At 60.6% G+C, this 13,907-nt stretch carries 15 protein-coding genes and 1 tRNA gene; 6 read left to right on the top strand and 10 right to left on the bottom strand.

What is annotated here, in order from left to right; translation table 11 throughout:
* Positions 1 to 88: 88 nt before the first annotated feature.
* The 8 genes from rplL to tuf form a co-directional block, all read right to left on the bottom strand.
* Positions 89 to 460, bottom strand: a complete 372-nt coding sequence (gene rplL, locus WDB91_RS06710) for a 50S ribosomal protein L7/L12 (protein ID WP_339114360.1) — start codon at positions 458 to 460, stop codon at positions 89 to 91.
* Positions 461 to 536: 76 nt separating this feature from the next.
* Positions 537 to 1,049, bottom strand: a complete 513-nt coding sequence (gene rplJ, locus WDB91_RS06705) for a 50S ribosomal protein L10 (protein WP_339114359.1) — start codon at positions 1,047 to 1,049, stop codon at positions 537 to 539.
* Between the two features lie 343 nt (positions 1,050 to 1,392).
* On the bottom strand, positions 1,393 to 2,091 hold the full coding sequence (rplA, locus tag WDB91_RS06700) for a 50S ribosomal protein L1 (RefSeq protein WP_339114358.1): 699 nt from the start codon (positions 2,089 to 2,091) through the stop codon (positions 1,393 to 1,395).
* A gap of 3 nt (positions 2,092 to 2,094) precedes the next feature.
* Positions 2,095 to 2,547, bottom strand: coding sequence for a 50S ribosomal protein L11 (gene rplK, locus WDB91_RS06695; protein WP_339114357.1), 453 nt, complete (start codon positions 2,545 to 2,547; stop codon positions 2,095 to 2,097).
* Positions 2,548 to 2,631: 84 nt separating this feature from the next.
* Positions 2,632 to 3,174, bottom strand: a complete 543-nt coding sequence (gene nusG / locus WDB91_RS06690; RefSeq protein ID WP_339114356.1) for a transcription termination/antitermination protein NusG — start codon at positions 3,172 to 3,174, stop codon at positions 2,632 to 2,634.
* Between the two features lie 203 nt (positions 3,175 to 3,377).
* Positions 3,378 to 3,560: a preprotein translocase subunit SecE gene (secE, locus tag WDB91_RS06685; protein WP_339114355.1), complete on the bottom strand. Its 183-nt coding sequence runs from the start codon at positions 3,558 to 3,560 to the stop codon at positions 3,378 to 3,380.
* A 117-nt stretch (positions 3,561 to 3,677) separates the two neighbouring features.
* Positions 3,678 to 3,753 (bottom strand) — tRNA-Trp (locus WDB91_RS06680).
* Positions 3,754 to 3,970: 217 nt separating this feature from the next.
* On the bottom strand, positions 3,971 to 5,146 hold the full coding sequence (gene tuf, locus WDB91_RS06675; protein WP_339114354.1) for an elongation factor Tu: 1,176 nt from the start codon (positions 5,144 to 5,146) through the stop codon (positions 3,971 to 3,973).
* Between the two features lie 400 nt (positions 5,147 to 5,546).
* On the opposite strand from tuf, the gene WDB91_RS06670 reads away from it, so the two are divergent.
* Entirely contained in the window at positions 5,547 to 6,398 is an 852-nt protein-coding gene (locus tag WDB91_RS06670) for a DUF533 domain-containing protein (protein WP_339114353.1), read from the top strand.
* 74 nt (positions 6,399 to 6,472) lie between these two features.
* Here the strand turns inward: WDB91_RS06670 and parC are convergent, their stop codons facing one another.
* Positions 6,473 to 8,731, bottom strand: coding sequence for a DNA topoisomerase IV subunit A (gene parC / locus WDB91_RS06665; RefSeq protein WP_339114352.1), 2,259 nt, complete (start codon positions 8,729 to 8,731; stop codon positions 6,473 to 6,475).
* 159 nt (positions 8,732 to 8,890) lie between these two features.
* Here parC and WDB91_RS06660 point away from each other — a divergent pair, with 159 nt between their 5' ends.
* From WDB91_RS06660 to WDB91_RS06640, 5 genes are all read left to right on the top strand, one after another.
* Complete coding sequence (locus tag WDB91_RS06660; RefSeq protein WP_339114351.1) at positions 8,891 to 9,463, top strand: SH3 domain-containing protein; 573 nt, start codon at positions 8,891 to 8,893, stop codon at positions 9,461 to 9,463.
* Between the two features lie 118 nt (positions 9,464 to 9,581).
* Positions 9,582 to 10,421 carry an SDR family NAD(P)-dependent oxidoreductase gene (locus WDB91_RS06655; RefSeq protein ID WP_339114350.1) on the top strand — a complete coding sequence of 280 codons (840 nt, stop codon included), beginning with the start codon at positions 9,582 to 9,584 and terminating at the stop codon, positions 10,419 to 10,421.
* A 46-nt stretch (positions 10,422 to 10,467) separates the two neighbouring features.
* A complete protein-coding gene (locus WDB91_RS06650) occupies positions 10,468 to 11,040 on the top strand; it encodes a cob(I)yrinic acid a,c-diamide adenosyltransferase (RefSeq protein WP_339114349.1) in 573 nt (190 codons plus the stop codon).
* 155 nt (positions 11,041 to 11,195) lie between these two features.
* Positions 11,196 to 11,954, top strand: coding sequence for an electron transfer flavoprotein subunit beta/FixA family protein (locus tag WDB91_RS06645; RefSeq protein WP_339114348.1), 759 nt, complete (start codon positions 11,196 to 11,198; stop codon positions 11,952 to 11,954).
* Positions 11,954 to 12,874 (top strand): FAD-binding protein, encoded by a 921-nt coding sequence (locus tag WDB91_RS06640; protein ID WP_339114347.1) that lies wholly within the window; start codon positions 11,954 to 11,956, stop codon positions 12,872 to 12,874. The genes WDB91_RS06645 and WDB91_RS06640 overlap by 1 nt, the downstream gene beginning before the upstream one ends.
* 56 nt (positions 12,875 to 12,930) lie before the next feature.
* Here the strand turns inward: WDB91_RS06640 and WDB91_RS06635 are convergent, their stop codons facing one another.
* On the bottom strand, positions 12,931 to 13,752 hold the full coding sequence (locus WDB91_RS06635; protein ID WP_339114346.1) for a DUF6473 family protein: 822 nt from the start codon (positions 13,750 to 13,752) through the stop codon (positions 12,931 to 12,933).
* Between the last annotated feature and the right edge of the window lie 155 nt (positions 13,753 to 13,907).

The following is a 13,907-nucleotide window of genomic DNA, read 5'->3' as shown; positions in this document are numbered from 1 at the left end:
AAAAGCCCTCTCCGAGACAGGTTCGGCTGGGCCCGGAAACTCCGGACCCAGCCCAATCTCAAACTCGATGCGTGCGCACCGAACCCAATTACTTGAGTTCGATCTTTGCGCCTGCTTCTTCGAGCTTTTTCTTGATTTCTTCGGCTTCTGCTTTTGCAGCGCCTTCTTTGACTTTACCGCCGGCCTCAACGAGGTCTTTGGCTTCTTTCAGGCCGAGGCCGGTGATGCCGCGGACTTCTTTGATGACGTTGATTTTCTTGTCGCCTGCATCGACGAGGATCACGTCGAATTCGGTTTTCTCTTCAGCTGCTTCAGCAGCTGCTGCCGGGCCAGCCATCATGACGGCGCCACCGGCTGCCGGCTCGATGCCGTACTCGTCTTTCAGGATGGTTTTCAGCTCTTGTGCTTCCAGCAGCGTGAGAGCAACGATTTCTTCGGCGAGTTTTTTCAGATCAGCCATTTTACTCAGTTCCTAAGATTAGGGTTTGGTTTCCAACGTCGGACTTCAAGCCACGACGAAGGCCATAACAGTTTGCTTACGCAGCTTTCTCTTCGATGGTCGAGAGAATGCCCGCGATGTTCGAAGCAGGCGCGCCAATGGCACCGGCGATGTTCGAAGCGGGTGCACCCAGGCACGAAACGATCTGAGCGATAAGCTCTTCACGCGACGGCATGGCTGCCACGGCTTTAACACCGGCGACGTCAAGTGCATCATTCCCCATTGCGCCGCCGAGGATCGAGAGTTTCTCGTTCTTCTTGGCGTATTCCACGACCACTTTCGCCGCAGCGACCGGATCTTCGGAATAGGAGAGCACCGTCATGCCCGTGAGGTACTGAGCGATGCTTTCGCACGGCTTGTCCGCAAGGGCGATCTTGGCGAGCTTGTTCTTGGCAACGCGCACAGACCCGCCCGCTTCACGCATTTTCGCGCGCAGGTCCTGCATTTCAGCAACCGTCAGGCCTTCGTAGTGGGCAACCACCACGACGCCAGAGCTTTCGAAGATCTGGCCGAGTTCCTCGACCACTTTCTCTTTCTGGGCTCTATCCACAGTTACACTCCAAGTTGGGAGGTTTGACCCTCCGGCTCATTTTGCCGGGGCACTTGCCCCGACTCGGGGTCCGCAACGGTCCGTCCAAGATCACCTTTGGGGCTTCATGCAAAGCACCTAGGAAATCTGTCCTTCCCGCCTCAGGCAGGATTTACCAGGCTCGCGCCTCACCCACCGTCTCGGACGAATCGTTCCACCTTGACCAAGCGGTCAGCGGTGCAACAGGCTGCGTTCCTACACCTGAACGCAGCTTTTGTGAAGCCTTAATTTCTCAGCTCACGGATGTTTTCAAACAGAAAGGGCGGCCCGAGGACCGCCCTTCCCTATCCGATGCAACCCGGGCTTAGTTGCCGGTTGCCGAAGCGAGGTCTACCGATACGCCCGGACCCATGGTCGAGGAGATCGAGACTTTCTTCATGTAGTTGCCTTTGGCGCCCGCGGGCTTCGCTTTGGCAACTGCCTCGACGAATGCACGAACGTTCTGGGCCAGTTGCTCTTCGGTGAAGGAGATCTTGCCGATACCGCCGTGGATTACACCGGCTTTCTCGACTTTGAACTGGACTTCGCCGCCCTTGGCTGCTTCCACGGCCGCTTTCACGTCCATGGTCACGGTGCCGACTTTGGGGTTCGGCATGAGGTTGCGCGGGCCGAGGATCTTGCCCAGACGACCGACGATCGGCATCATATCCGGGGTCGCGATGCAGCGATCGAATTCGATCTTGCCCGACTGGATGGTTTCCATCAGGTCTTCTGCGCCAACGATATCCGCGCCAGCTGCTTTGGCTTCGTCGGCTTTCGGGCCGCGAGCGAAGACAGCAACACGGACCGTTTTACCGGTGCCGTTCGGCAGCGAGACCACGCCGCGGACCATCTGGTCTGCGTGACGCGGGTCAACGCCGAGGTTCAGAGCGATTTCGAGCGTCTCGTCGAATTTCGCTTTTGCATTGGCTTTCACCAGTGCAACGGCGTCTTCAACCGAGATCAGTTCTTTGCCTGCGAATGCTTCGCGAGCGGCTTTGGTGCGTTTACCGAGCTTTGCCATGATTTAGCCTTTCACCTCGATACCGATCGACTTCGCGGAGCCGAGGATGATGTTCATCGCGCCTTCGATGTCGTTGGCGTTCAGATCAGACATTTTTGCTTCAGCAATCGCGCGCACTTGTGCAGCGGTGATGGTGCCAGCAACTTCACGACCCGGTGCAACCGAACCCTTCGGGCGGTTACGCTTGCCAACCGGCTTCAGGCCAGCGGCTTGCTTGATGAAGAAGGACGCAGTCGGTTGTTTCACTTCGAAGGTGAACGACTTGTCGGCATAGTAGGTGATGACCGTCGGGATCTTCGCCTGCTTGTCCATTTCCTGCGTCTTGGCGTTAAACGCCTTGCAGAATTCCATGATGTTGATGCCGCGCTGACCCAGTGCCGGGCCGACGGGCGGGGATGGGTTCGCGGAACCCGCTGCGATTTGCAGCTTCAGCTGCCCAATCACTTTCTTAGCCATTTGGCTTCTCCTTTATCACTCTGCCCCGCGGGGGCAAGTTTAGTGGTCGCGGTGCGGGCTCATTCCCGACACCTCCCACATCCCTCAGGCGATTTTCTGCACCTGAGTGAATTCCAGTTCGACCGGGGTCGGACGACCGAAGATCGAGACCGTCACCTTCAGGCGGCTCGCAGCGTCGTCAACTTCCTCGACCATACCCGAGAAGCCCTCGAAGGGCCCGTCGGTCACATTCACATTCTCGCCTACCTCGAAGGTGATCAGGCTGCGCGGCTCGGCCTTCTCGGAAGAGGCACTGCCACCACGGTTCAGCATCCGGTCCACCTCGGCGTCCGACATCGGCATCGGCTTACCCTGATGACCGAGGAACCCGGTCACCCGGTTGGTCGAGTTGATCAGGTGGTAGCCCTGATCCGTCATATCCATACGCACGAGCACATAGCCCGGCATGAAGCGGCGCTCGGAGGTGACTTTCTTGCCACGGCGCACTTCGATCACTTCTTCGGTCGGAACGAGGACTTCCTCGATCTCTTCCTCAAGGCCCTTCTCGACAACAGACTGCCGGATCTGCTCGGCAACCTTCTTCTCGAAGTTCGAGAGAACCATTACCGAATACCAACGCTTCGCCATGCTCGAGCCTGCCTTTTCCTTAACCGGCGCTTCGAACGCCGCGAATTCCCATTTTGCCCTGCCCTGGCCAAGCGGCCCAGACGCGACACCGAAACAAAACGAGCGCGCACGATCCGAATCGATGCACGCCCTTTTCCGGAGAGTCATGCTCCCATACAGACGCTACGGGAGGTTTTCAACCCCATAGCGCCCAGACCGGAGGATCAGCCGATCAGCTGACCGACACCAAGCCGGATCACGAAATCCACGCCCGAGAAGAACAGCGCAGTCAGCGCCGTCAGCACGAGCACCATGACCGAAGTCAGCACCACTTCACGACGCGAAGGCCACGAAATCTTGGCCGTTTCAGAACGCACTTGCTGCAAGAACCGAAGGGGATTTGCCATTATGCCATCTTCCTCTAGTCGCCCGAAACAGGCGGGCTACATTCACGCGTCGCTACGTTCCCGTAGCGCCGACCGTCACCAGCCTGCCTACATGAGCGCTTCATCGAAGGAAAGGACTGGCAGGGGCAGGGGGACTCGAACCCACGACCCTCGGTTTTGGAGACCGATGCTCTACCAACTGAGCTATACCCCTAGGCCGTGAGCGGGAGATACAGACCCGCAGAGAGGAAAGCAAGGGGGTATTTCAAGGTTTTCGACCAATCCCCGAAATTCTTTTTCCCGCGGGTCCCGCCTTCGCCAAGCGCCTCGGAAAAAACACTAATCCCCTGCCCGTTCGCATCAGCAGGGCGGGCAAAGCAAAAGGGCGGCCTGTTGGCCGCCCTTCCGTAGATCACATGATCCGCGTGGGATTATGCGAGGATTTTCGACACAACGCCTGCACCAACGGTACGGCCGCCTTCGCGGATTGCGAAGCGCAGACCATCTTCCATGGCGATCGGGGCGATCAGTTCGACTTCGAACTTCAGGTTGTCGCCCGGCATAACCATCTCGGTGCCTTCCGGCAGCGTAACGGTCCCGGTGACGTCCGTGGTGCGGAAGTAGAACTGCGGACGGTAGTTCGCGAAGAACGGCGTGTGACGGCCACCTTCCTCTTTGGTGAGGATATAGGCTTCTGCTTCGAACTTGGTGTGCGGCTTGACCGAACCCGGCTTGCACAGAACCTGACCACGCTCAACGCCTTCACGGTCGATACCGCGCAGCAGGGCGCCGATGTTGTCGCCTGCTTCACCACGATCCAGCAGCTTGCGGAACATTTCCACACCGGTGCAGGTCGTTTTCTTGGTGTCGCGGATACCGACGATTTCGAGTTCGTCGCCAACGTTGATCACGCCGCGCTCGACACGACCGGTCACAACGGTACCACGGCCCGAGATCGAGAACACGTCTTCGATCGGCATCAGGAAGGGCTGGTCAACAGCACGTGCCGGGGTCGGGATGAAGTCGTCAACGGCTGCGATGAGCGCGCGGATCGAGTTCTCGCCGATTTCCGGATCGCGGCCTTCGAGGGCTGCAAGTGCCGAACCTTTGACGATCGGAATATCGTCGCCGGGGTAGTCGTAGGACGACAGAAGCTCGCGGACTTCCATCTCGACCAGATCCAGCAGCTCTTCGTCGTCAACCTGGTCAACCTTGTTCAGGTAAACAACCATGGTCGGGATGCCGACCTGACGGCCGAGCAGGATGTGCTCGCGGGTCTGCGGCATCGGGCCGTCAGCTGCGTTCACAACGAGGATCGCGCCGTCCATCTGTGCCGCACCGGTGATCATGTTCTTAACATAGTCAGCGTGGCCGGGGCAGTCGACGTGCGCGTAGTGGCGGTTTTCCGACTCATACTCGACGTGTGCGGTCGAGATGGTGATGCCGCGTGCTTTTTCTTCCGGTGCGCCGTCGATCTGGTCGTAGGCCTTGAAGTCACCGAAATACTTGGTGATTGCTGCGGTCAGCGTGGTTTTGCCGTGGTCAACGTGGCCGATCGTGCCGATGTTAACGTGCGGTTTGTTACGTTCAAACTTTGCCTTTGCCATCTCGCGGGACGCCTCTGGTTTGGGGGGCCGTCTGAAGGCCCGTGACAATATCGCGGGCTAGATATTTCCCTACAGCAGAAAAATCAAGCGCGATAAGCAGATTCCCGTCGCTTTCACCGATAGTTTTCCTGCGCCTGAATGGGCGCGGATACCGAGTCAGGGCAGCGCTTGGAGAGCGGGCGCGACAAAAGCGCGCGGGCGGGCGCGGACGCATAGGCGTAAACGCCACCAATTTGGCCATCGCTGCCTGATCTTTGAGCATAATGGCCAAAAACACCCCGTAAATGGTAGCTTTCCGCGTAGCAGCCGCGCCACACACCCACTCAGCAGGAACCCGACCCGCTGACTTTTGGTAGGTCCCGACATAGACTCGTTACATGTGACACTGCAGGAGGCCATCATGTCATTCGTCGGAACACTCGCCAAGGTAACGCTCGGGATCGCCCAAGCGAAAGGCGGCTCGAACCTTGCCCGTGCGGCCAGAGGCGAGTTGGGCGGATCGGGTGGTCTTTTGAACGGCGATGCGCAGGGCGATTTCGAAGAGCGCCTCGCCGCATTGCTGGGTGGCAAAATAAACCACCTCTACCAGTTCAGTGGCTATAGCATGGGGGCCATGCTGGAGCGGCTCGGGCGGAGCGCCTCGCTGGTGCGCCACCGCTCCAGCTCGGCCGGAAGCGGCGGCATGTCCGACGCGATCTCGCAACTCGCGCGTGACATGTGCGGCAAGCGCGGCGGTCTGGGCAAGCTTCTCGAGCAGCTCTCCGAGACCACCAGTAGTGAATGCCTTGGCAAGACGCCGGCGCAGCGCGTGACGTCCGAACGCTCCTTTGGCGAGGAACTGAACGCGGCCTTCGCAAGCGGCTCGGAACCGTGGAAAAAGCCTTCGCCCGCCCAGAACGTTGCCGCCGCCGTTCTGGTGAAGGCATTGCTGCAAGCCGCCAAGGCCGACGAGGTGATCGACCAGCCCGAGCGCGACAAGCTTTTGGCCAAGCTCGACGGCATGCATGGCGACGAGCGGGCTTTCGTGAAACATATCCTCGAAGCGCCGATCGACATCGAGCGCCTGAGCCTGAAGGTGCCCTCGGGCCTTGAGCCGCAGGCCTACGCGATGTCGGTCATGGCCATCGACCCCGACCAACCGAAAGACATCGCCTATCTCGAAGCGTTTGCAGATGCGCTCGGCCTGCCCGAGGCGGTCATCGAAAAGGTCCATAAAGAGCTGGGCGTAGCCCCCCTTCTGGTTGCGGCCTGACGAGCCGACCTATGCGACAAATAAAAAGGGCGGCCCGAAAGGCCGCCTTTTCCACATCCATCCAAGACATGTCCTCAGTTGAACTTGTTGTCGCGCGGGAAGCCGCGCGGGGCCATACGGCCCGCAGTTGCCCGCTTGGCTGCCCATTCCGAAAGATCGCTCTCGCTCCGCGTGCGCCCCGCCGGATCCTTCCAGCTCAGACCGTCGGCTGCGTTGAATGTGCGGATATCGGACAGGCCGCCATCCTTGTATTTCTGCAGCCGCACGCCCTTGCCCTTGGACATCTCGGGCAGCTCGCCGATCGGGAAGACCAGCACCTTGCGGTTCTCGCCCACCACGGCAACCATATCGCCTTCGACAAGCTTACAGGCCGCAGTCTGATCGGGTGCCTTCACATTGAGCACCTGCTTGCCGCTCTTGGTCTGGGCAATCAGTTCTTCGGCAGGACAGATGAACCCGTCCCCCGCCGATGAGGCCAGCAGATATTTCTCGCCCTCTTTCGGCACCAGAACGTGGGTAATCTCCACCTCGTTCGGGATGTCTGCCATCAGGCGGACAGGCTCGCCCATACCCCGCCCGCCGGGGAGATTGGCTCCCAGCACGGTATAGGCGCGGCCATTGGCCCCCAGCATAACGATCCGGTCGGTGGTCTCGGCATGGAGCGCGAAGCGCGGCCCGTCACCGTCCTTGAACTTCACCTCCGCATCAAGGGCGTTATGCCCCTTCATGGCGCGAATCCAGCCCATCTTAGACAGGATCACGGTGATCGGCTCGCGCTCGATCATCGCCTCGATCGGCACCTCCTCGACCTCGCCTGCCGCGCCGAAATGGGTGCGGCGCGCGCCGATCGCAGTGCCTTTGCCGAAGAGCTTGCGCATGTCCTTCAGCTCGGTGCCGATGGCTTTCCACTGCAACTTCTCGGAGCCCAGCAGTTCCTCGAGCCCCGCCCGTTCGGCCAGAAGGTTGTCGCGTTCCTGCCGCAGCTCCATCTCCTCGAGACGACGCAAGGACCGCAGGCGCATGTTCAGGATCGCCTCGGCCTGCACTTCCGTCAGGAACACCGCTTCTCCATCGGTCACGGCCCAGTTCTCGCGCATGAGCGCGGGCTTGGCCTCGTCCTCGGTGCGGATGATCTCGATCACACGGTCGAGGTTGAGATAGGCGATGATATAGCCGTTGAGCACCTCGAGCCTGTGCGCGATCTTGTCCAGACGGTGCTGGCTGCGGCGGCAGAGCACATCGCGGCGATGGTCGAGAAACGCCCGCAGCACTTCCTTGAGCGAGCAGACCTTGGGCACCCGCCCGTCGATCAGCACATTCATGTTCATCGAGAACCGCACTTCCAGATCCGAGTTCCGGAACAGCATCCCCATCAGCATCTCGGGTGCGACGGTCTTGGTCTTGGGCTCGAGCACGATGCGGATATCCTCGGCGGATTCGTCGCGCACATCGGCCAGCGCCGGCACTTTCTTGGTCTGGATGACTTCGGCCAGACGCTCGATGAGCTTGGATTTCTGCACCTGATAGGGGATCTCGGTAACGATCACCTGCCATTGGCCACGGCCAAGATCCTCGACCTCCCATTTGGCCCGCAGCCGGAACGCGCCGCGCCCCGTGCGATAGGCGGTCAGGATATGCTCCTTGGGCTCGACGATCACGCCGCCCGTCGGGAAATCCGGCCCCGGAATGTAATCGACCAGCCGGTCATCCTCGATATCCGGCTTGCGGATCATCTCGAGGCAGGCATCGACCAGTTCGTCGAGATTATGCGGCGGGATATTGGTTGCCATCCCCACAGCGATCCCCGAGGCACCATTGGCCAGCAGGTTCGGGAAGGCGGCAGGCAGCACCACCGGCTCTTCCAGCGTGCCATCGTAATTGGGACGGAAATCGACCGCGTTCTCGGCCAGCCCTTCAAGAAGGCTTTCCGAGGGCTTGGCCATCCGCGCTTCCGTATAGCGCGAGGCAGCGGGGTTATCGCCATCGATATTGCCGAAGTTCCCCTGGCCATCGACCAGCGGGTAGCGCATGGCGAAATCCTGCGCCAGACGCGCCATCGCATCATAGATCGCCGCATCGCCATGGGGGTGATAATTGCCCATCACGTCACCGGAAATCTTCGCCGATTTCCGGAACCCTCCGGTGGAGGACAGTTTCAGTTCGCGCATCGCATACAGAATGCGGCGATGCACGGGTTTCAGCCCGTCTCGTGCATCGGGCAGCGCCCGGTGCATGATCGTGGACAGCGCATAGGTCAGATACCGGTCGCCGATTGCACGGCTTAACGGCTCGGAGGACAGCGCCGAAGGAATCTCATCATCATGCTCGCTCATGGGAAAAATCTCTAAAGCGGTGATGACCTCCGGTCCAGCAGCAAATTTTCGCCGATGCGGAACCGACGGTGGGTTGACGCGTTGCTCCCCCGAACAGCTTCACGGGCACGTTATTCTCGCCAAGGGTAGATAACCCTCTGGCGAAAGGGGGAAATTTTTATGTTGAAACTCGTCGTCAACACGTTGGTCGCACTTTTTCTGGTGCTTGTCATTTTTGGTCGTGACGACGATCCGGCCGCACCACAACCCGTGCTGCAGGCCAGCGCAAGCGACAGCCAGACAAACCCCGTGCTGATCCAGAAAGCCGTTGCCACCGAAGAGAGCAACCGCGCGACGCTGATCACGGCCGCTGCGGCGGCAACCCTACCCGATAGCGAATCCCTTGATGCCCCCGCGCCCACCCCACACGCGGCGGTCGCGGCACCGCAAGAGCCCGCCATCACCCGCACCTTCCCGAAAGTGACCAACGCCTCCGCCCTGCGCAGCTCGCCGCAATACCGCAGCGCCGAGCCCGAGACCGCAGCTGCACCTGCCGGTGCCCTCTGGCGGGTGACCGCGGCCGCGCTGAACGTGCGCTCGGGTCCCGCGACCTCCTATCAGCGCGTGGATGGCGTCACGCGCGGCGAGGAAGTCCTGATCGTGGCGCAAAAAGGGAATTGGGCGCATATTCGGATCGAGGGTGACGGCGTCAATGGCTGGGTCTCCAAGAAATTCCTGAGCCCCTCGAACTGATATCCCGACCATTTCCTACTCCCCCGACCCGCTCCGCAAGCCGCAGATACTCTCTGCGGCTTTCTCTTGCGCCATGCCTCCCCAGTCCCTACTCCTTAGCTTCCAAGGGAGACACGCAATGACAAAGACAATCCTCATCACCGGCTGCTCGTCCGGTATCGGCTATGACGCCGCGCACGGGCTGACAGCCGCAGGCTGGAAGGTCATCGCCAGCGCGCGCAAAACCGAGGATTGCAAAAGATTGCGTCAGGAAGGTCTAAGCTGCGTGCAGATGGACATGGCCGACCCCGCCTCCATCGACGCCGGCTTCGCACAGGCGATGGAACTGACCGGCGGACGGCTCGACGCGCTCTATAACAATGCAGCCTTCGCCTGCCCCGGCGCGGCCGAGGACCTGCCCGCGGGCGCCCTGCGCGAGATCTTCGAGACCAACCTCTTCGGCCTGCACGATCTGACCTGCCGCGCCATCAAGGTGATGCGCCAGCAGGGGAGCAATGGCGAAGGCCGGATCCTGCAATGCTCCTCCGTGCTGGGGCTGGTCGGGGTGCGCTGGCGCGCGGCCTATGTCTCGACGAAATTCGCCCTTGAAGGCCTCACCGATGTCATGCGGCAGGAAATGAGGGATACGGGGATCAAATTCATTCTGATCGAGCCGGGCCCGATCACTTCGCGCATCCGCGCCAATTCCATCCCGCATTTCGAGCGCTGGATCAACTGGCGTGCCTCGCCCCGACGCGCGCAATACGAGGCAAGCCTGCTCAAGCGCCTCTACGAGCCGAAAAAGGACCCCGACCGGTTCGAGCTCCCTGCATCGGCCGTGACCGCAAAAATCCTTCAGGCGCTCGAGACCCCCCGCCCCCGCGCACGCTACGCGATCACTGTCCCGACCCACATCATGGCAATTGCACGGCGCATTCTACCGGTTAACGCTCTGGACTGGCTTGCAAGCAAGGGCTGATCTCTCGTATAGATTCGCTACGGATTTGATCAAAAAGAGGCACTTTATGGTCGTTCTGAATAAAATATACACACGCACGGGTGATGATGGCGAAACAGCGCTCGTTGATGGACAACGTGTTGCCAAATCATCGGCCCGCGTGAACTGCTACGGCACGGTCGACGAACTGAACGCCGTTCTGGGGCTCGCGCGGCTGCATGCAGAGGGCGGGCTTGAGACGCAGATTGCCCGCATCCAGAATGATCTCTTCGATCTGGGCGCCGATCTGGCCCGCCCTCACCCCGAGCTGGACAACGAGGCGGGATATGAGGTTTTGCGCATTACGGCCCAGCAGACCGACAGGTTGGAGACCGAAATCGACGCGATGACCGCAGTGCTGGAGCCACTCAAGAGCTTTATCCTCCCCGGAGGCACGGCCTGCGCTGCACATCTCCATCACGCACGCACCGTCGCGCGCCGTGCAGAACGCGAAGCCGTCGCCCTGATGGCAGAGGCCACGCTCACCCCTGATTGCCTCAAATATCTCAACCGGCTTTCGGACTGGCTCTTCGCGGCATCGCGCATGGCCAATGATGAGGGGCGCGCAGATATCCTCTGGGTTCCTGGCGCCAACCGGTGAAACATGCCGCGGAGAGGCCATGGTCAACCCATGCCGCAGCGAAGCTCTGGGGGGTCGGTTTTCCCCTGTTTCTCTGTATCACCGCGTTGTAACACTACCCATGAAACTCCACGAAGCCCCGCAAGGGATTATTAAATAAAGGGAGCACCACGCTTATGAAGGTCCTCGTACCCGTCAAGCGCGTGATTGATTATAACGTGAAAGTCCGCGTGAAGGCGGATGGGAGCGGTGTCGATCTTGCGAATGTGAAAATGTCGATGAACCCGTTCGACGAGATTGCCGTGGAAGAGGCGATCCGTCTGAAGGAGAAGGGCGCGGTCTCGGAGATCGTGGTGGTCTCCGTGGGCGTGAAGCAGGCGCAGGACACGCTGCGCACGGCGCTGGCGATGGGGGCGGATCGCGCGATCCTCGTGGAAGCCGCCGATGACGTGCATACCGATATCGAGCCGCTGGCCGTGGCCAAGATCCTTGCCAAGGTGGTGGCCGAAGAGGCTCCGGGTCTGGTGATCGCCGGCAAGCAGGCCATCGATAACGACATGAACGCGACGGGCCAGATGCTTTCGGCCCTGCTGGGCTGGTCTCAGGCGACCTTTGCGTCGTCGGTGGAGATCACCGGTGACGAGGCACAGGTCACGCGCGAGGTCGATGGCGGGTTGCAGACCATCAAGGTCAAGCTGCCGGCGATCATCACTGCCGATCTGCGCCTGAACGAGCCGCGCTATGCCTCGCTGCCCAACATCATGAAAGCCAAGAAAAAACCGCTCGAGGCAAAGACCGCCGCCGATTACGGCGTCGATGTCAGCCCGCGTCTGGAGATCGTGAAGACCGCCGAGCCTGCGGGCCGTGCGGCGGGCGTCAAGGTCGGGTCGGTTGACGAGCTGGTGGCGAAACTCAAAGAAGCGGGAGCTCTGTGATGGCTGTTCTTCTGATCGCGGAAATCGCGGGTAAAGAGGTCGCGCTCGACGCGACCGCCAAGGCGCTGAAGGCGGCTGCGGCTCTGGGCGAGGTGACCGTTCTGGTGGCTGGGTCCGGCGTGGATGCAGCGCCTGCGGCAGGCCTGTCGGGCGTGGCGAAAGTGATCGCTGTGGATGATGCGGCTTATGCCCATGATCTTGCCGAGCCGCTGGCCGATCTGGTCGTGGCAATGGCGGGCGGGTTCAGCCATATCGTGGCGCCCTCGACCGCCTCGGCCAAGAACGTGCTGCCGCGCGTGGCCGCGCTTCTGGATGTGATGGTGATCTCGGATGTGACGGCCGTGGTTGATGCCGACACCTTCGAGCGCCCCGTCTATGCGGGCAATGCCATCCAGACGGTGAAATCGAAAGACGCGACCAAGGTGCTGACCGTGCGCACGGCCTCGTTTGACGCAGTCGCAGCCGGTGGCGCGGCGTCGGTCGAGGCAGGTCAAGCCGCTGGCGACAAGGGCCTGTCGTCTTGGGTCGAGGACCGCGTGGCGGCCTCGGACCGCCCCGAACTGACAAGCGCCAAGATCGTCGTCTCGGGTGGCCGTGGCGTGGGTTCGGAAGAGGACTTCGCCATCATCTCGACGCTGGCGGACAAGCTGGGGGCGGCTGTTGGCGCCTCGCGCGCGGCCGTCGACTCGGGCTTTGCCCCCAACGACTGGCAGGTGGGCCAGACCGGCAAGGTCGTGGCCCCCGATCTCTACATCGCCTGCGGCATCTCGGGCGCGATCCAGCACCTTGCCGGCATGAAGGATTCCAAGGTGATCGTCGCGATCAACAAGGATGAGGAAGCCCCGATCTTCCAGATCGCCGATTACGGCCTCGTGGCAGATCTCTTCGCCGCCGTGCCAGAATTGACCCAGAAGGTCTGAGACAAGAAAGGGGGCCGAAAGGCCCCCTTTTTTACCGCGCTGGTCAGTGCCTGCGCTTAGATCATTTTTGCCAGAACCGGCGCCAGAGCCTCGGCAATCTCTTCATGCACAAGCGGGCCAGGCATCGTCAGAGCCGCGGGCTCTTCCATAGCTGCAAAATGCATACCTTCCGTGCCAGACCGCCGCGCTTTCATCGACGGTTCGATCGCCACGACCACATCTGCACGACTGCGTATCTGATCCAGCATCTCGGGTGAGACCAGCAGCGGCTCCGGTCCAAGCGAGTCCCCTTGCGAGGGGTCGGTGTAATCATGCAGCGACAGCAGCACCTTACGGCCCGGGATACGGTCCAGAAGCTTGTTCATCCGCGATACCCAAGCCATCTGCAACTCTTGCGCAAGCGCCTCGAAACGGTCCGGCGCACGGCGATGCAGAGCTGTCAGCATATGCCGGGTGAAGTTGAATTCCGTAAAGTCGATATCATTGAAAACCGCGCGCATCAGATTCGACGCCCGCAGGAAGCGGTCGTTCCGGCGGGGATGCACGGCATAGAAGCGGTTCGACATATTCTGCGCGCCCATCAGCTGGATCACACTCACATGCGACTTCTGAAGGATTTCGCTCATCTGCGGCTCGTGCAAGAACACATCGACCCCCGCATTCAGATAGCCGAAATTCACGACCTGCATGCCGATTCTCTCTTCGACAAGCTCCGGCCATGGATTTTCCACGAACTTGCCGTAGGTTTCAGAGCCGCCGATTGCAGAGACAAAAGGCACATCCAGCCGTCGACGTGGCCCACGGAACAATAGTTTGGATTTCCCGTAACGGCACGGGAAGTAATCTAGGGCGCCATCGCCCGGATATTCAAAGGCCATCTCCCACCTCAGTCTCAAAATCACCCAAAGGCAGTCTGCAATAAACCCATTACCAAACCACTAAGGTGAAAATTTGGCATAGAGGGTTGACCATAAGCTTTCCCCTTGCGGCGAAAGCCCTCGCCGCCCTACTGTGCAGGTGCAGAAGAGAGAGG

The organism is Thioclava sp. GXIMD2076, assembly GCF_037949795.1.
GTDB classification, from domain to species: domain Bacteria; phylum Pseudomonadota; class Alphaproteobacteria; order Rhodobacterales; family Rhodobacteraceae; genus Thioclava; species Thioclava kandeliae.
Note: the sequence above shows the minus strand (reverse complement) of the source record. Positions and strands in the feature narration are given on the sequence as shown.